20 protein-coding genes, 2 tRNA genes and 1 pseudogene are annotated in these 20,365 nt (G+C 47.6%); 5 read left to right on the top strand and 18 right to left on the bottom strand.

Annotated features, from left to right (window positions below; all coding sequences use genetic code 11):
- Positions 1-10: 10 nt before the first annotated feature.
- The 7 genes and pseudogenes from B5F07_RS10345 to B5F07_RS23065 all read right to left on the bottom strand — a co-directional run bounded on the left by B5F07_RS10345 (position 11) and on the right by B5F07_RS23065 (position 7,129).
- Positions 11-1,183 (bottom strand): phosphopentomutase, encoded by a 1,173-nt coding sequence (locus B5F07_RS10345; protein ID WP_087161202.1) that lies wholly within the window; start codon positions 1,181-1,183, stop codon positions 11-13.
- Positions 1,180-1,966, bottom strand: a pseudogene (gene udp, locus B5F07_RS10340) (uridine phosphorylase). The gene B5F07_RS10345 and the pseudogene udp overlap by 4 nt, the downstream one beginning before the upstream one ends.
- Positions 1,967-2,051: 85 nt before the next feature.
- Entirely contained in the window at positions 2,052-2,720 is a 669-nt protein-coding gene (locus B5F07_RS10335; RefSeq protein ID WP_087161201.1) for a DUF1868 domain-containing protein, read from the bottom strand.
- 22 nt (positions 2,721-2,742) lie between these two features.
- On the bottom strand, positions 2,743-4,464 hold the full coding sequence (locus tag B5F07_RS10330) for an ABC transporter permease (protein ID WP_087161200.1): 1,722 nt from the start codon (positions 4,462-4,464) through the stop codon (positions 2,743-2,745).
- Between the two features lie 2 nt (positions 4,465-4,466).
- A complete protein-coding gene (locus tag B5F07_RS10325) occupies positions 4,467-5,492 on the bottom strand; it encodes an ABC transporter ATP-binding protein (protein WP_087161199.1) in 1,026 nt (341 codons plus the stop codon).
- A 32-nt stretch (positions 5,493-5,524) separates the two neighbouring features.
- Positions 5,525-6,622: an extracellular solute-binding protein gene (locus tag B5F07_RS10320; protein WP_087161198.1), complete on the bottom strand. Its 1,098-nt coding sequence runs from the start codon at positions 6,620-6,622 to the stop codon at positions 5,525-5,527.
- Positions 6,623-6,658: 36 nt separating this feature from the next.
- On the bottom strand, positions 6,659-7,129 hold the full coding sequence (locus tag B5F07_RS23065; RefSeq protein WP_242972496.1) for a hypothetical protein: 471 nt from the start codon (positions 7,127-7,129) through the stop codon (positions 6,659-6,661).
- 646 nt (positions 7,130-7,775) lie between these two features.
- On the opposite strand from B5F07_RS23065, the gene B5F07_RS10310 reads away from it, so the two are divergent.
- Positions 7,776-8,690 (top strand): AraC family transcriptional regulator, encoded by a 915-nt coding sequence (locus B5F07_RS10310; RefSeq protein WP_087161196.1) that lies wholly within the window; start codon positions 7,776-7,778, stop codon positions 8,688-8,690.
- 82 nt (positions 8,691-8,772) lie between these two features.
- Here B5F07_RS10310 and B5F07_RS10305 read toward each other — a convergent pair whose 3' ends face one another.
- From B5F07_RS10305 to B5F07_RS10285, 5 genes are read right to left on the bottom strand one after another with little or no spacing between them, the layout of a single operon-like run.
- Positions 8,773-10,113 carry an FtsW/RodA/SpoVE family cell cycle protein gene (locus B5F07_RS10305; RefSeq protein WP_087161195.1) on the bottom strand — a complete coding sequence of 447 codons (1,341 nt, stop codon included), beginning with the start codon at positions 10,111-10,113 and terminating at the stop codon, positions 8,773-8,775.
- Positions 10,110-10,448, bottom strand: a complete 339-nt coding sequence (locus tag B5F07_RS10300) for a PadR family transcriptional regulator (protein ID WP_087161194.1) — start codon at positions 10,446-10,448, stop codon at positions 10,110-10,112. Before B5F07_RS10300 ends, B5F07_RS10305 begins: the two co-directional genes overlap by 4 nt.
- A gap of 2 nt (positions 10,449-10,450) precedes the next feature.
- Positions 10,451-11,332 carry a hypothetical protein gene (locus B5F07_RS10295; RefSeq protein ID WP_087161193.1) on the bottom strand — a complete coding sequence of 294 codons (882 nt, stop codon included), beginning with the start codon at positions 11,330-11,332 and terminating at the stop codon, positions 10,451-10,453.
- A gap of 7 nt (positions 11,333-11,339) precedes the next feature.
- Complete coding sequence (locus B5F07_RS10290) at positions 11,340-12,857, bottom strand: WD40/YVTN/BNR-like repeat-containing protein (RefSeq protein ID WP_242972495.1); 1,518 nt, start codon at positions 12,855-12,857, stop codon at positions 11,340-11,342.
- Between the two features lie 58 nt (positions 12,858-12,915).
- Complete coding sequence (locus B5F07_RS10285; protein WP_162613107.1) at positions 12,916-14,145, bottom strand: helix-turn-helix domain-containing protein; 1,230 nt, start codon at positions 14,143-14,145, stop codon at positions 12,916-12,918.
- A gap of 267 nt (positions 14,146-14,412) precedes the next feature.
- Between B5F07_RS10285 and B5F07_RS10280 the strand changes: the two genes are divergently transcribed.
- Together B5F07_RS10280 and B5F07_RS10275 are read left to right on the top strand one after the other, a co-directional pair.
- Positions 14,413-14,497 (top strand) — tRNA-Leu (locus B5F07_RS10280).
- Between the two features lie 130 nt (positions 14,498-14,627).
- Complete coding sequence (locus B5F07_RS10275) at positions 14,628-16,022, top strand: MATE family efflux transporter (protein ID WP_087161191.1); 1,395 nt, start codon at positions 14,628-14,630, stop codon at positions 16,020-16,022.
- Positions 16,023-16,103: 81 nt separating this feature from the next.
- Here B5F07_RS10275 and B5F07_RS10270 read toward each other — a convergent pair whose 3' ends face one another.
- Entirely contained in the window at positions 16,104-16,505 is a 402-nt protein-coding gene (locus B5F07_RS10270; RefSeq protein ID WP_087161190.1) for a HEPN domain-containing protein, read from the bottom strand.
- Entirely contained in the window at positions 16,490-16,819 is a 330-nt protein-coding gene (locus tag B5F07_RS10265; protein ID WP_087161189.1) for a nucleotidyltransferase domain-containing protein, read from the bottom strand. Before B5F07_RS10265 ends, B5F07_RS10270 begins: the two co-directional genes overlap by 16 nt.
- Before the next feature lie 112 nt (positions 16,820-16,931).
- Between B5F07_RS10265 and B5F07_RS10260 the strand changes: the two genes are divergently transcribed.
- Positions 16,932-17,005, top strand: a tRNA-Val gene (locus tag B5F07_RS10260).
- A gap of 99 nt (positions 17,006-17,104) precedes the next feature.
- On the opposite strand, the gene B5F07_RS10255 is transcribed toward B5F07_RS10260, so the two are convergent.
- Positions 17,105-17,704 (bottom strand): TetR/AcrR family transcriptional regulator, encoded by a 600-nt coding sequence (locus B5F07_RS10255; RefSeq protein ID WP_087161188.1) that lies wholly within the window; start codon positions 17,702-17,704, stop codon positions 17,105-17,107.
- A gap of 139 nt (positions 17,705-17,843) precedes the next feature.
- On the opposite strand from B5F07_RS10255, the gene B5F07_RS10250 reads away from it, so the two are divergent.
- Positions 17,844-18,725 (top strand): DegV family protein, encoded by an 882-nt coding sequence (locus B5F07_RS10250; protein ID WP_087161187.1) that lies wholly within the window; start codon positions 17,844-17,846, stop codon positions 18,723-18,725.
- An 80-nt stretch (positions 18,726-18,805) separates the two neighbouring features.
- Here B5F07_RS10250 and B5F07_RS10245 read toward each other — a convergent pair whose 3' ends face one another.
- From B5F07_RS10245 to B5F07_RS10235, 3 genes are read right to left on the bottom strand one after another with little or no spacing between them, the layout of a single operon-like run.
- The gene (locus tag B5F07_RS10245; RefSeq protein ID WP_087161186.1) at positions 18,806-19,225 is read right to left on the bottom strand and encodes an HI0074 family nucleotidyltransferase substrate-binding subunit; all 420 of its coding nucleotides are present in this window, start codon (positions 19,223-19,225) and stop codon (positions 18,806-18,808) included.
- Positions 19,197-19,478 carry a nucleotidyltransferase domain-containing protein gene (locus tag B5F07_RS10240; protein ID WP_087161185.1) on the bottom strand — a complete coding sequence of 94 codons (282 nt, stop codon included), beginning with the start codon at positions 19,476-19,478 and terminating at the stop codon, positions 19,197-19,199. The genes B5F07_RS10245 and B5F07_RS10240 overlap by 29 nt, the downstream gene beginning before the upstream one ends.
- 23 nt (positions 19,479-19,501) lie before the next feature.
- Positions 19,502-20,323, bottom strand: coding sequence for a J domain-containing protein (locus B5F07_RS10235; RefSeq protein WP_087161184.1), 822 nt, complete (start codon positions 20,321-20,323; stop codon positions 19,502-19,504).
- Positions 20,324-20,365 lie beyond the last annotated feature (42 nt).

Here is a 20,365-nt window from a genome sequence, read left to right as displayed (position 1 = left end):
TCTTCCACTTTCAAATTAAAATATCCTTCTTAAAACTCTTTCCATTCTTTCCCGGTTCTGCCCCAAGCAGATCCACAATAGTTGCTCCAATATCTGCAAATGTATTCCTTGTTCCGATGTTAACGCCTGGTTTTATCCCTGATCCCCAGATAAGAAGCGGGATATATTCTCTTGTGTGATCTGTCGTTTTCGTAAACCCCGGATCACAGCCGTGGTCTCCGGTTATCATCAGTATGTCATCCTTCTCCATACCTGCCATAAAATCCGTAAGCCACTGGTCTATCCTGCTCACCGCCCCGGCATAACCGTCCGCGTCTCTTCTGTGTCCGTAAACCATATCTGTTTCCACCAGATTAACAAATACAAGCCCCTCAAAATTTTCCCGCAGAAGAGCTGATGTTTTTTCCATACCGTCATCATTACTGCAGGTCGGAGAGGTATATTTTTTATCCAGTCCTCTTCCGGCGAATATATCATATATTTTCCCTATTCCCACCACAGAAGCCCCGTGTTTCTGCAGAATATCAAGCATCGTTTCTCCAGGTGGTTCCAGAGAGAAGTCATGTCTGCGGGACGTCCTCACAAATCCATTCCGTACATCCCCCGTAAACGGTCTGGCAATCACTCTTCCAACACCGTCTTTCCCTGTAAGAATATTTCTAGCTGTTCTACAGTAACGGTACAACTCCTCCACCGGTACGATATCCTCATGTGCAGCTATCTGAAAAACCGAATCCGCTGACGTATACACGATCAGCGCCCCTGTTTTCATATGCTGTTCTCCATAATCCCTTATGACATCTGTTCCGGAATAGGGCTTATTACATATCACTTTTCTCCCAGTTTCTCTTTCAAACTTTTCAATAATCTCCCGGGGAAATCCGTGAGGATACAGCGGAAGAGGCGTTTCTGTCTCAACTCCCGCGATTTCCCAGTGTCCTGTCGTCGTATCCTTCCCCTGCGATTTCTCCTGCAGGCGTCCGTATGCGCCTGACGGCGTCTTTATCAATCCCCGTTCCACGCCATCAATGTTGTACAGCCCCATCCGCTCCATATTGGGAATATACAGTTTTTCCGACCGGCGCAGGGATCTCAGTGTATTACTTCCTTCATCGCCATATTTATCGGCATCCGGACTGCATCCCACACCAAAACTGTCTATCACAATTAAAAATATTCTCACCGGTCCCCTCCTTTTCTGATCAGAACACGAACTGCCTCAACCGCCGTCTCCACAGCCTTTTCCGTATCATAAACTTCCGGGTCTTCAAGTCCCATCCCCCGTCTGGTCTGATTTGCCAATACGAGCAGTACGGTCCCCACTTTTACTCTTCTCACCTGTCCTACAATAAATAGTGCTGCGGATTCCATCTCCGAGGCTAGTACGCCGCAGTCAATCCATGCCTGCCATTTATTTTTCAGTTCATAGGCTACCGGCATACTGCCCGGATCATGCTGCCCGTAAAAATTATCTTTGCACTGAACCACTCCCATGTGAGCAGTCACACCGACGTTTTTTGCAGCCCGGCGCAGGGCATCCGCCACTTCAAAATCTGCCACTGCCGGATACTCCGGAGGCGCATACTCTCTGGTCGTCCCCTCAAAGCGGACAGCGCCCGTGGCGATCACAACATCTCCGCCTTTTACCTCCGGCTGCATGCCGCCTGAAGTTCCTACCCGGATAAAAGTGTCAGCTCCGCAGTGAATCAGTTCCTCCATGGCAATCGCCGCAGACGGACCTCCTATCCCGGTTGATGTGACGCTTACTTTCACCCCGTCCAGTTCTCCTGTATAAGTCACATATTCCCTGTTCTCTGCCACTTTTACCGGGTTTTCCAGATATCGTGCAATTTTTTCACATCTTCCGGGATCTTCCGGGATCTCCCGGGAGAATTACATACTTTCCCACTTCCCCTGTTTTCACATGAATATGAAATTCTTTGTCTTTGGAATATACCAGTGCCATTGTTGCTTCCTCCTCTTTTTTGGTAAAATACAGCAGAGACTGCCGAATCAAATTCTTCTTTGACCAACAGCCTCTGTCCACAGTGTCAGTATCTCTCGCCTCTCAGATTCAGATCCGTCTCATAGCTCATCATGTCATTAAATATAACAAAATCAGGCTTTGGCAGTATAAACGGCTTTACTTCTTTTTTCAGCTTCTCCGTAAATTCCGCACAGACTCTTTCCTTTTCTTTTTCCTGCCTGAGGTCAAGCGGCTTTACCAGATAATCCAGAGACAGATGATAGCGGAAGCCATCATGCCAGGAATGGCGGATACCAGTTTTTGCTGAAACTTCATCCCTGTAATCAGCAAGCTTTTGTCTGCTCTTTTCATCCGCAGGCTTTAAAATAATTTTCGTTATCTCACACTCTTCCGGCTCCATAAGAATTTCTTCCGGAAAGGGTACCTGATCCACAATGTTTTTCAGAATCCTGTCCACCTCTTTAAACCTTGCTTCCTCCGGCACCATCGGAGGCCAATACTTTGTGTGCCGGTCAATCTCCCGGCAGAGAGTCAGTACAGTCATATGGAAAGAATCCGGCGGAAGAAATGCAAGATGTCCGGAAAAGTCCAGTGTTCTGATCCGGTTCTGTACTTCAACAGCCGCACGGAATACCGGACTTTCTTCCTGATTCAGATAACTGATAACCGTATTTCCATAATAAGGCAGAGGTCTGCACTGCTCGTCAAATTTATAAACTGTATCATTAACCATTTTCTGCTCCCTTACTTTTTTTCTACTGTCTCTTTTTCAGCGTCGCGCTTTTCCTTCCGTATACAAAACTGATGATAACAATCGATACAACCATAATTATCACAGAGTATACAAAAGACATCATCTGAGATTCCGGTGTAGAGTCAGCACCGGTAGCTACATTCAGCATTACGCCGAGGGGCTGGAACATCGGATGGAACAGAAATACAGACACATTGTATTCTGAAAGCTGCTGGATAAAATTCAGCAGGAATACCGACAGTACCTCCGGCCAGATGATCGGAAAAATCACCTTTATATATGTTTTGACCGTAGAAGCGCCCAGATTTTTTGCCGCCTCTTCCAGAGAGTTGTCAATCCCGGCGTAGGCTGCCTTTATCATTCTAAGTGTGTAGGGCAGCCTGATAATAATATAGCCGATCAGCATAATGTAGACCGTTCCCGTCAGAGTCAGACCAAATGTCAGGATATTAGGACGGTCAAACGTCATTATCAGCCCCAGAGCAATCAGTGTTACCGGCAGAAACCAGGGGATCTGCAGGAAAAGCTCCAGAGTTCCGGTCAGTTTGTTATTATATTTCGTAATAATTCTGGCAATCACCAACATGAAACCGACAACCAGAACAGCTGATAACCCGGAATATACCATACTTGTAAGCACCGGTCTCAAACCTGTCGTGGAATTAATCACCATAAGATAATTGTTCAAAGTAAAGTTTTTAATGTTCATCTCTCCGGCATACAGATCGCCTGCTGTCATAAAGGAGAATATGAATACAAACAGGAGCGGAACCGTCTGGATCAGGGCAATGATGTGTGCAGCTACTGTAACGATCCACCGCAGAACAGGATTCTGTATCTTTGTCTTCTTCAACGGTGTCTTCACTTTCGAGATTGATACATAATTTCCCTTCTTCTCAATATGATTTGTGATCACCAGAACAAGTATTGTAATAATTCCCAGGAGCAGTGCCAGTACAGCGGCATAATTTCTTGTCGTCAGCGTTCTCGAGAAGGACCTTACCAGCGGGTTGATTGTCTCGAACTCTTCCCCGCCCAATACCTGTGGTGTTGCAAATGCAGATACACCTACAATAAATGTAAGGATCGACGCTGCAAAAATAGATGGCTTCAGAACCGGAAGCACAACTTTTGTGAGAATTCTCCTGCCTTTCACACCCATATTTTCTGCCGCTTCTATTGTCTGATAATCGATATTTTTCAAAGAATCTCTTACAAACATGATGTGGTTTGAAGTTCCGGCAAATGTCATTTCTATCAATACCGCACCAAAACCTCTAAACCAGTACGGATCCATATTTGGAAACAGTTCCATAAGATTTGCCGTCAGGAATCCCTGACTTCCAAAAATAAAGTTATAGGCGGTAACCAGAACCATTCCGTTGCAGATGAGCGGGGAATGGTAAGCGATATTCAGCCACTTATTTCCTTTTATCTCATAGTAATCCAGAACAAAAATCTGAAAAATCCCAAGAATGTTTACCGTTATTGTCAGACTTACTGCCAGAATAAATGAATTTTTCAAGGCTGTCAGCACTCTGTCCGAACTGAGAATCTGGATCACCGGAGCGACATCAAATGTGCCATCCGGGAAAAGAGTGATTCGAAGCAGGGACAGATTCGGATAAACCAGAAATGTAAAAATCGCCCAGATCAGTATCACAGCAATGATTACAAAACCGATATTTCTTCTTAACCTGTAGTTTTTCGATAAGTTTTTCATAATCACCGCTCCTTAAATATTATGAAATCGGACGGATTGACGAACAGATCCATCTGCACTCCTCTTTCCAGTTTTTCATCATTTTTCAGGCTCATGCTCTTTATCTCTGATCTGCCTGACAGAAATGTTTTTCTCGTTGTAATCCCGTAAAACTCTTCCATATCAAAAACGGCAGGGATCCGATAATACTTTTCTCCGGGCGTCCTCTCAGAAGCCTCTTTTACATTTTCCACTCTGACGTAGATATGATCTTTCGGATTCAGATCTGCGCCCGGATTCTGTCTGTTGATTTCCTGTATAATCTCCTCACTGAGCCGGTTTGTATCACCGATAAAGTTGGTAACAAACTCTGACTGTGGAGAATAGTAGACTTCCCGGGGCGTCCCTACCTGCTCGATACAGCCGTTGTTAAATACCGCGATCCTGTCCGAAAGGGTAAGGGCCTCTTCCTGGTCATGGGTAACATAAATCATCGTCGTGTTTGATGATTTCTGTATTTTCTTCAGTTCTACTCTCAGTGACTTTCTCAGTTTTGCATCCAGATTAGAAAGCGGTTCGTCCAGTACAATAATCTTCGGATTCAGGGCAAGCGCTCTTGCAATGGCTACTCTCTGCTGCTGTCCTCCTGAAAGGGCGGATACATTCTTTTTCAGCTGTTCCTCTGTCAGATTTACCATATTTGTAACTTTTTTCAACTGTTCCGCAATCGCCCTTTTTTCCCATTTATTTTCCTTAAGGCCAAATGTAATGTTTTCTTCCACTGTCATGGTCGGAAAGAGGGCATAACTCTGAAAAACCATGCCAATCCCCCTCTTTTCGATCGGCTTATAGGTAATATCTTCTCCATTTACTTCTATGGTGCCTCTGGCAGGAGTAATAAATCCTACCAGGGCACGAAGCGTTGTTGTCTTTCCACAGCCGGATGGGCCGAGGAACGTGAAGAATTCGCCTTCTTCCACTTCCAGCGACAGATCTCTGATTGCAGCAAAATCGCCAAATCTGATTTCTATATTGTTAAATTTAATCATTTGCAAATCTCCCATCTGAGCATTGCCGGTTTTTAGTAAATTTCCAACTGAATTTTTGCCACCCATTCATCCATCATGGAGTTAATATATGTCCAGTCCACATCTGCCGGCTTATAATTTTCTTTTACCTCTCTTATGATCGGAACCATGCTGTCCTCTGCCGCCGAGTTTGTAACCATATTCCCATTCTCCTGTGCATACGCGCCAATCACGTCAGTGCTTCCAAGCCAGTTTGCAAACCTCATGGATTCTTCAACAAGCTCCTGGTTCGAATTTGCAACAACACCGATCTGATTTGTATTGGTAGGCTCTCCCTCCTCTGTATAGATAATCAGGGGATCAATGTCAAAGCTCTCGCACTTGTCTTTCAGACCCGAAGCAAAAGTAAATGTGATCGGCACCTTTCCTGATGCCATATTACCGAAATCATCTTCGCCGTCCGGAGTCTTATATCCGTTGTCAAAATACTGCTGTATTGCATCCCATCCCTCATCAGACACGCCAAGATCTCCGTTCTCATCCAGATACCGCCCGAGGATGCCGCCGATAACTGCCCTGTTGGTGTTGCCGTCGAACGATGTAGGGACTGCATATTTCCCATGGAACTCTTCCTTTTCCCAAAGGTCGCTCCAACGCTTCGGCGCAGTCTCTTCTGTATAGACGTCCGGATTGCACACCAGTACCTTCGGCTGTATCTCATAAGGCCAAGAATAACCGTTTTCCTCTGATGCACCGGCAACTTCCTCCGCCCAGTCAGGTTCAAATTTGACAAGTGCCCCCGCATCAATCATAGATGTAAACTGGTCTTCTGAAGGCCCCCACACCACATTAATGGTCGGGTTATTCACTTCCGAAATAACTCTCGCCGTCACATCTCCACCGCCAAGCTGTACAATCTCAATATTAAAACCTGCTGCCTGAGCATTCTCCAGAAGCCACACATCTCTGCCGTTCGCCGCATTATTCGTAGCCACTACAATTTTTTCTCCTGTCGGATCTTTTGACAGCACCTCTTCCATATTAAGTTCTGTCTGCTCTGTCTGTGTGTTTCCCGAATTTCCGCAGCCAAATAAAGCTGTGGCTGCTAAAAATGTTGTCAAACTTACTGCAAATACTTTCTTTCCTTTCATTTTTGACTTCCTTTCTTCTTTTCTGCTGTCTTTTCCTTAAACGGTAAATCTTATATAGGTTCTGTCATCAAAACTTTTCTGTCCTTTATTGATTCCCTTTGTAGAATGATACAATTCGTAACATGACTCGTCTTTTTCCAGTATTGTACTGAGATATTCCTCCGATTTTTTCAAGTTTGACCTCACCTTCGGATATCCATCACTTGTAAGTATGATTTCATGCGGACGTTCATCCAGTTCAATTCTTTTAATAAGAGCCACCGGTATTTCATCTCCATTCAGTACTGCATATCCATATACCGGATCCGCCCGATTAGCAAAGGCATTGGCTCTCAGTATCCATGGTTCGATATAACTTCTCGCACGTGTTTGTGCTTCCGTCCAGTCTCCGTCTTCCATCTTCAAAACATGAAGAATGAGGCTTCGCATCTCTGCCAGGATCTCATCGCTTTTCTTGGGATTCAGATAAACTGTGCCGTCAACGGCAGCCTGACAGTCCCCAATCATCCATATGGCCCTCTCAAAGTCTGAATACACAACACAAACAGCCTGCAGTCCCTTCTCTTTTCTGGAATAAGGGAACTCTACTTCCTGATAAAATCGGTTGATTTTCTGATTAACCATACGAAGGAAACAGTCTGTGGAATCTTCCCGCTTCATTTTCCCCAAAACATCTCTTATTATCTCCGCAGCAAGTTTTCCTGTGGTTTTCCCTTTGTACGTAAAATCAGATTTTGATGTAACACCATCGATTACCGCTACAAAATTCTCAGAGATAAAATAACAATCTTCACACAACTCGTCCGTGATTTTTCCTTTTATAAACTTTTCTATAATTTCTATGGCGTTTCCCTCCTTTCACAAATAATTGTACCTTTCTCCAAAATGATTTACTAGTTTCATTTGTCCTCAATATATTGCGTTTTGTATTCTCATTCTTTTGATTTATTATTGATTTTTACAAAATCATAACTTACTTCACATACTTTTAACAAACCTCAAATCATAATTTTATCTATCTTTTCACTTGATTAATTCAAGTTTTTAAGCTAATTCAACAATTTCTTTCATTTTTATCTGTATATACAAATTGCAATATTTATGATATTATTACAGCAGAATTCCGATATCGGTTTTGAAAGGAGAACATAAAATGAACGAGAACAGACCCCAACCATCCCCTTATTATCATAAGCAGCCCATGCGTTTTAAAGATTACGAAATCTATTACAACCGTGATTATTCGCTTACACAAATTGTACCAAACAAGCACAATTACTACGAATTCTATTTTCTGATTTCCGGAGATGTAACTTATTTTATTGACAACAGGAAATACCATCTTCTTCCTGGCGATGTTATACTCATTTCTCCGGAGCAGAACCACTACGCCCACATCGACGCCACAACAGACAATCCCTACGAAAGATATGTCCTGTGGCTGAATCCTGCCTATCTTGAAAAATTATCTTCCACAAAATCAAATCTGTCCACCATCTTTCAGAACACAAGAATCAGCAGTGCCCAGATCCGGCTTCCCTCTGCTGCATATACTGTTCTCCACAATCTGCTTGAAAAAATATTCATCAACTCTTCCTCAAAAAAATACGGGGCAGATCTCCTGGCAAATGCCGGAGTAATTGAATTACTTGTCAATCTGGCGCAATTTAAGTTGTTTTATACAAACACAGAGGTAGAGCCCGCCATCCTTCTCGACTCTTCACCAGTATCCAAAGAAGACAGCTTGCTTATTTTCGAGATACTGAGCTATATCAATACACACATCTGCGATCCTCTTACTGTAAATGACATCTGCAGTTATTTTTATGTAAGCCGTTCCCATCTGTCTGCAAAATTCCGCCAGGAACTTGGGATGTCCATTCACCAGTATATTATAAAGAAGAAGCTGTTCCTGGCAAAGCAGGATCTTTCCGACAGTATGAGTATCCAGGGAGTTGTGGAAAAATACAGTTTCGGAAACTACTCCTCCTTCTACAGAGCTTTTAAATCAGAATTCGGACAGTCTCCCCAGAAATATAAAACATCCGGGACAGCCTTCGACAGATAAAAAGCAAAAAGGGCATACCGCCAGACTCCGACCGGAGTTGTGCGACATACCCCTGATTTTCTTTTGTCCTTCCTGATATAATTCACGCCGCCCGGAACATCCCCGCGAACTTCCGGATCTCCGGCGCAGTATTCTGATACCGGCAGATGCTCAGCAGAATTCCGAGCAGGATGTACGTTACAAGCGTAGAACTGCCTCCCGCCGACACGAAGGGACAGTCGCTTCCCAGACTGAACAGCCCCAGATTTACCGCCAGATAAGTCAGTGTCTGTACAAGCAGTACCGCCGTACACCCGCATCCCATCAGCATCCCCAGGCAGTTTCTCTGGCGCAGTGAAATCCGCAGAAACACCAGGAAAAGAGCCAGCACTGCAGCTGCGAGAAGCACCGCAGCCGCAAGCCCGTAATATCCCGCAATTCCGGTGATCATAATCTCGGACATGGCAAGCCCCTTTGCCTGTTCTGCGAACACCGCGCTTTCTCCCACCATTCGGCTCTGTCCGAGAATATTTCTCACCAGCTCCATCCGGTAATTTCCATCTGAAAAATCAAACTGCAGAAGCACCCGCAGCCTCTCCTGCTGATAGGTATCTCCGAGAAACCAGATATATCCGCATCCCGCCAGAGGGCAGAGTACCGCTGCGGCAGCGGTCCCGGCGAGAAAGATTTTCACCGGCACACGGAACCATTTCCGGTATACTGCCACGGCAAAAACGATCAGACAGGAATAAAACACCGTCACCAGCGCCGCCAGGCTGGGGCAGGCAAGTGCAATACCAAGAGCCGGAAGCATCCAGAGCAGTGCCTTTACAGCCACAACGCATCCCTGTCCCCGATACCGGTACAGGACTGCCGCATACAGCGGAACTGTCAGGCACAGCAGAGGAACAATCCCCACGGAGCCGAAAGATCCCAGGCGGATCCACAAATGCAGGCCATTCACATTGATCCTGAGAAAGAGAACTCCTGTCACAAGGCAGAGATAAAAAACGATCAGAATCTCCCTTGCCCGTAGTGCAATCCTCGTATAATCCACAAAACAGATCCCCGCCATGACAGCCAGGCCGAGGAGCAGAAACTGAAGCTGCCTGCCGGATCTGAGCCAGCCCGAACCCTCGATGCCCACAGCCCGCTCAATGCCGAACTTCAGCAGATACCCTGCCACAGACACCGCCGCAATCAGCGCAATCATGCTCCATGCCATCTTCGGCCGGTGTATCCGGTCCATGTCCTGCCCCACTTCCACAGGATCCCCCATCTCCCGGACCGCCGCTTCTTCCGCTTCCTTTCTCTCCATCCCTTCGCTCAGGAACGCCTCTGTCTGATCCTCAATATGCCAGCGAATTTCCTCCGCCACTGCTCCACGCGCCATTTTGCAGCGGATCTGTTCCGTCAGTATTTCCAGATACTCCTCTTTCTTCATGCTTCCCCTCCTGCAAATCCCAGCACCGCTCTGACGGCACGGGCATACGTGTTCCAGTCTTCCTGCCTTTCCCGCAGGACTTTTCTTCCCTGCTTTGTAATGCTGTAATATTTGCGGATCTTTCCGCCCGCTTCTCTCTCATAGACTTCCAGCATTCCTTTTTCCTCCATCGTATGGAGCAGCGGATACAGAGTTCCCGCTTTCAGCTCAAACACGTTCTGCGACCGTTCCCGCAGTGTCTCAATCATCTCATAGCCGTACATATCCTTCTCTGAGAGCAGTTTCAGAAGAAGCATCATTGTACTGCCGGAAACCAGACTTTTATCAACCGCCATTGTTATTCCTCCTGCTGACCTTTGATTTCCCGGATTCTTTCATTTACCCGGATATAGAATTTATTCTTCGGGACACGGGACAGTTCGCTCTCCACGCAGCCCATATGCCTCTGCGCCTCCTGCTCATCCTGCAGCGCAAATGCATTCCGCCACTGGAGGAAGTGATACTGGACATAGTAAACTCCCCTGCTGCGTTTTCTGCCAAACGCACTCCATATCAGTTCCGCAAGTTCCCGGGACGCTTCATAATCCTTCAAATTCGCCAGACAAACCGCCATGTTCATATCCAGGATTGTCATTCTCGTCTCCATTTTCCCGCCGAAATTGTGCAGCCGCAGACAGCACCAGAATCCCTCCAGAGCGGTATCCTTGCCGGAGCACACCTGCCCGATCTTCCGCTGCACGGCAATCAGCCTCCAGTAGTAAAAGACAACACCCGCCACAACTGCGATGATAAATGAGGGAAATCTCCATCTCTGCCCGCTGCACACGATGTAAATGCCAAGCCACAGGAACATCCAGAGCAGGCACAGCGCCTGCGCCAGCGCATTCCGGTCCATTTCTTTTTCCATCCATTTTTTACAGCCTTCTTCGATTACTGTCCCTGCTTCTTCCTGCCTTTTCAGATAATTCTCCGCATACTCTCTGATCTTTCCATACTTTCTGTTCTTCCTCCGGTTAATGAACCCGCCCAACAGACAGACCAACGCTGCAAAGACCGCTGTTATAAGACAGAGGATTGCCGCCATCATTTTTCTGGTTCCCATCTCACCGCTGATCACGGAAAAGAACTGCGTCCTTTCGTACCAGCCGACTCCCCAGAAACCGCCTGCAATAATGATCGTTCCAATCCAGTATAACGCCCAGTGTTTTGCTTTCATCATTTCTCCGTTACCCCCTTGTGTGTACCGTGCCTGTATAATTTTTTACATAAGTCCATGTAACAGCGTCGCCGGATGTAAATTCCACCTTTTTGTTCCCGTAATCGCCCTGCCCCAGTGTCAGTGTATACACACCGTTTTCCAGAGCAAGACTGTCCACCCGGTTCAGGAACTGCACCTCTTCCGGAAGCGACTCCCAGGGAAGGGTGATCTCCGAAAAGCTATCCCCGCCGTCTGACGTCAGGAAAATGCAGGGCCACAGGTTATCCTCATACAGATCTTCCGCCGAAAGAATCCCTGTCATCCGGTCTGCAAATGCAAGCCCTGTCAGGATCCGTGCATCTCCGATGTCAACTGTCCGGCTCTCCCAGGTAAGCCCGCCGTCATGGGTCCGGCACACATACGTGGCTCCTCCGGTTCCCATGGACCAGTCCGTTCCAAGTCCCGCATACCCCTCCGACCGGTCCAGAAAGCCGATCACACGGGCCGTACATGTGCGCGGAAAATCCAGGTCAAAAGCCGTATCCGTCCATGTTTCTCCGCCATCCAGTGTCAGGCGGAAGGTCGGGGTTTTTCCATAGATCAGGGCGAACATTCCATCTCCATCGGCATAGATGCTGTTCTCCGGAAGATACCCGGACTGCCGGTATACCTCTTCCGTTTCCCGGATCTGTTCTTCCGTAAGTCCTGCGGAGATCCAGTTTTCTCCGTAGTCATCCGTCAGCATCAGTTCTCCGCCGGAAAACCAGTAATCTGTCTCCATCACAGTGTCCCGGTGCCCGGAAAGGCTCTCCTCCTCTGCCGGAGAGAACACGTAGTCAATCCGCTCTCCGGTGGCTCCGCTGCCGTCTGTCAGGGAGATAACCACCTGAGTTGATCCGTCGCTGCCGCCTCCGGCGCCCTGCAGATATTCTTCGTAGGTAAGCAATGGGAAACTCTCCCGCTCCCTGCCATCCATCACCGGTTTTCCTTCCTGAATCTGCGTATCAGGAGAATACTCCACAGAATAGCGGTCAAAGTCCAGCAGAGCAATCTCATCTGCCAGAGGGATCTTCCGGATCTGTTCATCCAGATAATCAAAGTCCGCATTTGGATTATACCACGATGCGGTCAGAGTGTTCTCATTTTCTGTCCGGCTGATCTGGCCTTTTACGCTGTCATACTGATAGGAGACATCCTTCACATATTCGTTCTGCCCGTCATATTCCTGCAAAGTCAGTGTAAAGCTGCCGATCTCGCCATTTTCATCCACCTGCGCCCGGAGCCAGGAAACTGTGGCATGCTCCGGGAAATCCCCGTTTCCCCCCTCCTGAGCGGTAAACACCTTCAGCCCGGCCAGTCCATCTTCTTCCAGGAACACGCCTGTCCCGGTCTGCCGAAGCGTCTGCTCTCTCCGGGAAAATATAAGTGCAGCCGCCCCGACAGCAACCAGCAGCACCGCCGCAAGGATCAGAAAATTTGCCCGGTTTTTCCTGTTCGGATTCTCTTCCTGCTTCTCTTTCTGATTTCTCAGTTCATTCTCTTCCATTTTTGCTTATCCTTTAATTTCATTTATTTCCTTTTTACTTTTCTCCTCTTCAAATAATTTACCGGCTCAGGATCACCGGCGCCGTCTTATCCATGCCTACTCTGCACAGAGTCAGCGTCCCGCCCTCTGATACAGATGATTCTCCTCTCTGAATCACACAGTCCTCGTTAAGAACCAGCGTCCACTTCGGATTCTCTTTTGGGAACACCAGGGCAAGCGTCCCGTACTGCAGACAGTCCTGTTCCCTGTAGTATTCGCTTCCCTCCGGCGTTTCGATAAGTATCCCGCCATAAGGCTCTGTTCCCGCTGACAGCCTATATCCGCCATGGCTGCTGTCTCCCTGCCAGTTTCCGTAAACCGCATTGTATACGTAATAGTAAGAGGACGCCGGATATTCGTTCCGGTCCCCGTAAGTTGCGACATACTGGTGTACTCCGCCATCATCAGGAGATTCATAGGTCAGCGCGCAGACATCCCCGGTCAGCCATTGTACTTTCACATCCGCCTCTACGGTAAACGGGAATACATCCGCCTCCGTGCCGAAAAGGATCCCCCTCTGCCGGTAGAATACTGCTCTCCCGTTCTCATCCACTTTCAGGCACATCACGGAAGAGAAATCCGGAGACAGGCTGAGCATCTCCTTTCCGCCCGGATAAAAGGCAATTCCCGCTCCGATGTTCGTCAGAAACAGAACCGCCGCTGCCGCCACGCTTCCGGCTTTCAGCCACCATTTCCGCAGTCCGGCGATACACATGCCACCGGTCCATATTCCGAATATAAAAAGACCATTCACAGCAAACGGCATCCATGACGCCAGATATTCCCATCCTCTGTTTCTCCCCCTGAGGACGTACCAGATCTGCAGTGCCGCACAGGCAGCGGACAGAAAGAAAAACAGTATTCCCGCAATCATTCCCGGACAGATACGGATCTTCCTCAGCTTCCTTCTATAATAATCGAAGATAAACCGGGGCATATTGACATCGTCTTCCGCCTGTTTCCATGGTTCCACTGTTTTCCCTGTTTCTGCCATTTCCCCTGTTTCTGCCGTTTTCCCTGTTTCTGCCGGTTCTTCCTCTGCCGGTTTTTCACCGCCCTGCAGGATCTCATCAACTGATACGCCAAGTGTCTCTCCAAGTTTTGGGAGGACTCCCACATCCGGTAGCCCCTGCCCCGTTTCCCATTTTGATACTGCCTTGTTCGTCACTCCGAGCTGCTCCGCCAGTTCCTTCTGTGTCATTCCTTTTTCTTTTCTCTTCTTTGAAATGAACTGTCCTGTCTCATTCACGCTGCCGCATGCCTCCTGTAATCTGCAATCCCGCCGTTTTCCTATGTACTCTATCATACCAGAATGAACAGATTTTACAATACACGCCTGTTATCCCCGGGTCTACGGAACGTGGAACCGGCGCAAAATAAGCTCTAAAAAAATCTTAAAAAGCTCCACCAAAAAATCCCGGGAAAAATGCCGGGGAAACTCCCGGGAAAATTTTGAAAAAAAATAAAATTAGGGGTTTACAAATATATCCTGATGTGATAAGATATCTTTTGTCGAGCGGAAGTGGCGGAATGGCAGACGCGCTAGATTCAGGTTCTAGTGGGAGTTTTATCCTGTGAGAGTTCAAGTCTCTTCTTCCGCATTGCGAAACTCAGCGAATCCTTGATTTAAGGATTCGCTCTTTTTTTCACTCATTATGTCTTTTATTTACCATATTCAATTAACCCATTTATTATAGAACAGAATTTTCAGATTCAGGAGGTACTGTAACAATGGAAGACGCCCAAAAAACCCTATTATTTGAAAAAACGCCCATCCCCGCAGCGGTAGCCAAGCTGTCCATCCCCATGGTGTTCAGCTCTCTGGTCATGGTACTTTACAACATGGCGGATACATATTTTGTGGGAATGCTCAACAACTCAGTGGAGAATGCCGCCGTCTCGCTGTCGGCTCCGGTGCTTCTCGCATTCAACGCGGTGAACAACCTGTTCGGTGTGGGAACATCAAGCATGATGAGCCGGGCCCTGGGACGGAAGGATTATGATACCGTGTCCCGCAGTTCCGCATTCGGCTTTTACTGTTCGCTGGTGTGCGGGCTCCTCTTCGGTATTCTCTGCGCGATCTTCCAGAGTCCGCTGCTCACACTCATCGGTGCGGATGAGACAACGCGCACGGCTACACATGGCTATCTTTTCTGGACCGTTTTCCTGGGGTCTGCCCCGGCGATTCTCAACGTCGTCATGGCATACCTGGTACGTTCCGAAGGCGCGGCAATGCATGCGAGCATCGGTACGATGAGCGGCTGCTTCCTCAATATCATTCTGGATCCCATCTTTATTCTGCCCTGGGGATTCGACATGGGAGCCGCAGGCGCCGGACTTGCCACCTTCCTCTCAAACTGTGTGGCGTGTATCTACTTTTTCGTTTTTCTCTATGTGAAGAGAGGAAAAACCTTCGTCTGTATCGACCCGAGAAAATTTTCTTTCCGCAGGCAGATCGTTATGGAAGTGTGCGGCGTGGGAATTCCCGCTTCCATCCAGAACCTGCTGAACGTTACGGGAATGACGATTCTGAACAATTTTACTGCCGCCTATGGAGCGGACGCCGTGGCGGCCATGGGTATTGCCTACAAGATCTACATGGTTCCCATGCAGGTCACGCTCGGCTTCTCCCAGGGCATCATGCCCCTTGTAAGCTATAACTTTGCCTCCGGCAACCGGAAACGAATGAAAGGCACCATTCTCTTCGCCCTGAAACTGATGGTTCCGGTTCTTGCAGTGGTCATGGTTCTGTACCACTTTGGCGCTGACGCTCTGATCCGTCTTTTCATGAACAACGACGCCATCGTAGCCTACGGTGGGAAATTCCTTCAGGGATTCGGACTCGGACTGATCTTCCTCTGTGTGGATTTCCTTGCAGTCGGCGTATTCCAGGCACTCGGTCTGGGAAAATACTCCCTGATCTTTGCTATCATGAGAAAGATCGTCCTGGAAATCCCGGCGCTCTTTATCCTGAACTGGCTGTTCCCGCTCTACGGGCTTGCCTATGCACAGTGCACGGCAGAACTGGTTCTTGCCATCTGTGCAGTGATAATGCTGAGACATATTTTCCGCAAGTACGGAGCTGATTCCGGAAGGCACAGCGTTTCTGCTTCTGAGGGAAATTAGCGGTCGCGTGAAATGGCGGTGTTCTTAAAAACCTCCTTATAAAAAGGAACTGCTCATCTATTTTGAGCAGTTTCTCCTATTTTATAATATTCCTTTGTTCTGAAGATATTCTGTAATAAATTTGTGAAATATTTGGGCTTTCTGAACCTGTTCCTCAGCATCCTGTCGGGAGGCAACGAAGAAATCTTCATAGTCTGCATGTTCACGCATTTCTGAGGATGTTCGGATGATTTTTGAGGCTTCCTTGGAAAAATCACCCGTTTTAACATGATATTGATTAAAATGAGCGATGACACCACTATGCTTACTGCTGTCAAATTCATCCAACACATTTACTGCGCGCATTCCATGAAAAATGGAATAATAAGAACGGTTAAGCGCAAGTTTATATTTACCGTTATCTAACATTAACTTCGCATTTTCCAGTTCTTCAGAGGCCCGTTCATACCGGTATTTCGATAAATCTTTTATGCTGCCGGCCATAATATAATTCCCTCCTTCTTCACATTTTTATAAAATGGCATTACATTTTCCCATTCCACAAATTTTTCATATTCAATAAGAAGCACAGAAAGGACTATATTATATTCTAATTCCAGGTCTACAACAAGATCTATCATCCGCTCATGCAAATCTTTTGTATAAGACTTAACAAGTACCGCAATATCTACATCTGATTCAGCTGTCTGTGTCCCCCTGGCAACCGAGCCATACAGGATAATGCTGATCGTTTTATCACGAAAAATATCGACAAGCCCGGGAATTAATTTCCCCAGAATATCTGTATAACGTTCCATCTTGTCCCTCCTTCCACCTGCTGTTATTTTACCCTATTTAAAAAATGAAATCAATCTAGCAAAGCAAAAAGGCAGTTGCATTTTCCCGGCAAAGTGCTATAATAGTTGTCATGGAAGCATAGCTCAGCCGGGATGAGCGTTCGCCTCACACGCGAGAGGTCATGGGTTCGAGCCCCATTGCTTCCATTTTTTTGTTATACTTTCATCTCACATCATCCTCAGGGCCATATAAAGCAGAACTCCATCCCGAAACTTTCGTGGATTCAGACCGCATCTGTTCCAGAGCTACTTCTCTCCCTTTCCTTCTTCAGTAACCACTCCCGACCGGAGCACATCTGTAAGAAGCTGCTCCGCCTCCTCCCGTATCTTATCAAGAGGGATCTTTTCCTCATGAGATTCATTGACAAACCCAAGCAGACCGAAACACATGAATCCGGCAATTCTCTTGGGTGAATATTTCAGTTTCAGCCGCCGCTGAAGATGATCTGTATGAAGCTCCACCATCTCCAGTATAATACTGCACAGCCTTGACGCAAGATAGGGATTTTTCTCCGGATCCGTATGCCGGAAGAAATCATAGCGTTCGTAATATACGTCAAGGATGCTGTTGAGAATATTCACATACCCTGTCACAAGATGCTTTTTCGGATTATTTTCACTTTGTCTCCGATAATACTTTTCTTTCCCGATCTCCAGCATGTCATTGAATATTTCATTGACAAGGGCATATTTGTCACCGTAGTGGGAATAAAAAGTGATCCTGCTTATATCCGCCTCCCGGCAGAGATCCGTGATTGAAATGTGCTCGAAGTCCTCTTTATCAAGCATACGGATCAAAGTATTCTTCAAACATTTTTTTGTCTTTGTAATCCGTTTGTCTTCCATTAACTGACACTTTCCCCTTTCTGTATAAATAACTAACAATTCCCGATTATTGTACATTGTTATTCTATACGTGTTCTGCTATAATTTTAACACGTGTTAAAACAACGGTCAATGAACGGATTTTGTAGGGAGGGATATTATGTCAGGGATTGCTATTATGACAGACAGCAACTGCGGAATTATGCCGGCGGAGGGCGAAAAGCTTGGGATCCATGTACTTCCGATGCCTGTCATCATCAACGGAAAGACATACTATGAGGGAGTGGACATCAGCGTGGACGAATTTTATCACAAACAGATATCCGGCGCGGATATTTCCACATCCCAGCCCTCTCCGGGGGACGCCGTTTCCATGTGGAGAGAGCTTCTTCACACACACGATGAGGTAATCTTTATCCCCATGTCCAGCGGGCTGAGCAACACCTGCCAGACCGCGCTCATGCTTGCCAGGGAGGAAGAGTTTGCCGGGCGTGTCTTTGTGGTGGACAACCACCGGATCTCCGTCACCCAGGCGCAGTCTGTATTCGATGCCCAGACCCTCGCCGCACGTGGTAAAAATGCCTCGGAGATTAAAGAAATCCTCGAAAAGGAGGCGCTTGACGCCAGCATATACATCGCCGTCGACACTCTGGAATACCTGAAAAAAGGCGGACGGATCACTCCAGCCGCCGCTGCCATCGGCACGGTGCTCAAATTAAAACCGGTCCTCACAATCCAGGGGGACAAGCTGGATTCCTTTGCCAAGACAAGAGGGATGAAATCTGCATTTAAAACAATGGTGGAAGCGGTACGCCACGACATCGCCTCCCGTTTTTCCCATCTGGAGGAGCGGAAGATTCTGAAAGTCGGCATTGCCAACACCATAATGGATGAAGAAAAACTGGAAGGCTTCAAAGAAGAGCTGCAGAACAATTTCCCGGATAAAGAATTGTTCTATCTTCCTCTCACCATGAGCATCGGCACCCACACCGGTCCCGGGGCACTGGGGATCGGAACTGTCCGCTGCGATGAACTCGAATGAGCGCTCGGAAGATGATCTCGGGCGAGCGCTCGGAACGAATGAACACCAGTAATACCCGAAAAAACTTCCGGTCGGAGATTTTATTCCCCTGACCGGAAGTTTTCTTTCAGTTTTTCCACTGTATCTTTAAATTCATAAAACCGCTCTATATAGATATTCACGATCCTGCCGCAGAATTCTTTTACGATATCACCGTCATAATCATGTGACAGTTGATTTCTCACCTTCAGCATTTCCATCCACACATCATCGCTGATCAGCTCTGCCTTATATGCCTGCCGCAGCACTTCCCGCGGCGAACCTGATATAAATCCCGTAATGGCATAATACTGAACCAGAATGTCCTTCATCACCTTCCATGCCAGATCAAATGTAATAGAAAACTTGGCGCTTGTCCCGCTCAGCACAAATGAATCTGACAGGTCACGGTCCTTTGCCTCAGCCAGCGAATCGAGAGACCTCTGAAAGGACTCATATCTTCTCATAAATTTTGCGTCCATACTGCCGGATGTCCTCCAATAACAAATCATTTCTGCACGTATCCAGATTAAGCAGATCCACCGTATACAACGTAGGGATCTCTTCTACCGCCTCACTAAGCGAGTCAAAGTCTTCCACTCCTGATACTGCGATGTCAATATCGCTGCGCTCCCGGGCTGTTCCCTTTGCCCGGGATCCGTAAAGCACCGCATAGTCTGCCAGATGCTTCCGGCAGAGTGCTGTAACCAGCTCTATAACTTCTTCCGCCTGCATACTCCAACTCCCCTTATTATGGTCTACATATATGTTCCATACCCGCCGTAGCCGCCATAGCCGCCTCCATAACCGCCGCAGCAGAGTCCGCCTCCGCCGCAGCACAGATTGCACAGAAGATTGGCGACACACAGCTTCACGCAGCAGCTGCTGTCAAAGGAGCCCGGATAGCCGTACATGTTGCGGCGCTGTTCGTACCAGGTCCCGCCGTTCTCCAGGCGCTGCAGGAGCATCTGGTACTGGCTGTTGTCCGGCTCCAGGCGAACCGCCTCACGAGCATGCTCCAGTGCAGTGACATTATTTCCCACGCCGGAATTGGCTGACGCACTGTAGAAATACCAGAGCGCACTTCTCTCTTTTATGCCATCCAGAACATTCAGCGCTTCTCTGTAATGACCGCTGCGTATGTAATTAGCCGCTGCCTGAAGATGGATATCCTCCTCGCTCTGTCCTGTACCCTGAGAGCCGCCGGAGCCGTATCCTCCGGAACCATAACCGCCGCCGTATTCATTCGAACCGAAGCCGCCGAAGGGACCATATCCCCCGAATCCTCCGAAACCACCGAAGGGGCCGTAGTCGTCGTAACCGCCGTATCCGCCCCGGCTTCCTGCGGAGCTGCCGGAGGCACCGCCGTAACTGCCCTGGGAAGAGTAGCCGTTGCGCTCATCCATAATCTGCTGATAAGCCTGCTGCACTTCCTTGAATTTCGCCTCCGCCTCATCTTTATGGGGATTATTGATATTCGCATCGGGGTGGTATTTGCGGCTCAGCCTCCGGTACGCTTTCTTTATCTCTTCATCTGTTGCGTTTCTGTCAACGCCTAACACACTGTATGGATCTGACATTTTCTTCTTCCTCTCCGTGCCAGATCCCTTCTATGCGGGAAC

Origin of the sequence: Lachnoclostridium sp. An169, assembly GCF_002160525.1 — a bacterium.
In the GTDB taxonomy this organism is placed as follows: domain Bacteria; phylum Bacillota; class Clostridia; order Lachnospirales; family Lachnospiraceae; genus Mediterraneibacter; species Mediterraneibacter cottocaccae.
The sequence above is the reverse complement of the archived record's forward strand: the minus strand, read 5'-3'. Positions and strand labels throughout refer to the sequence as shown.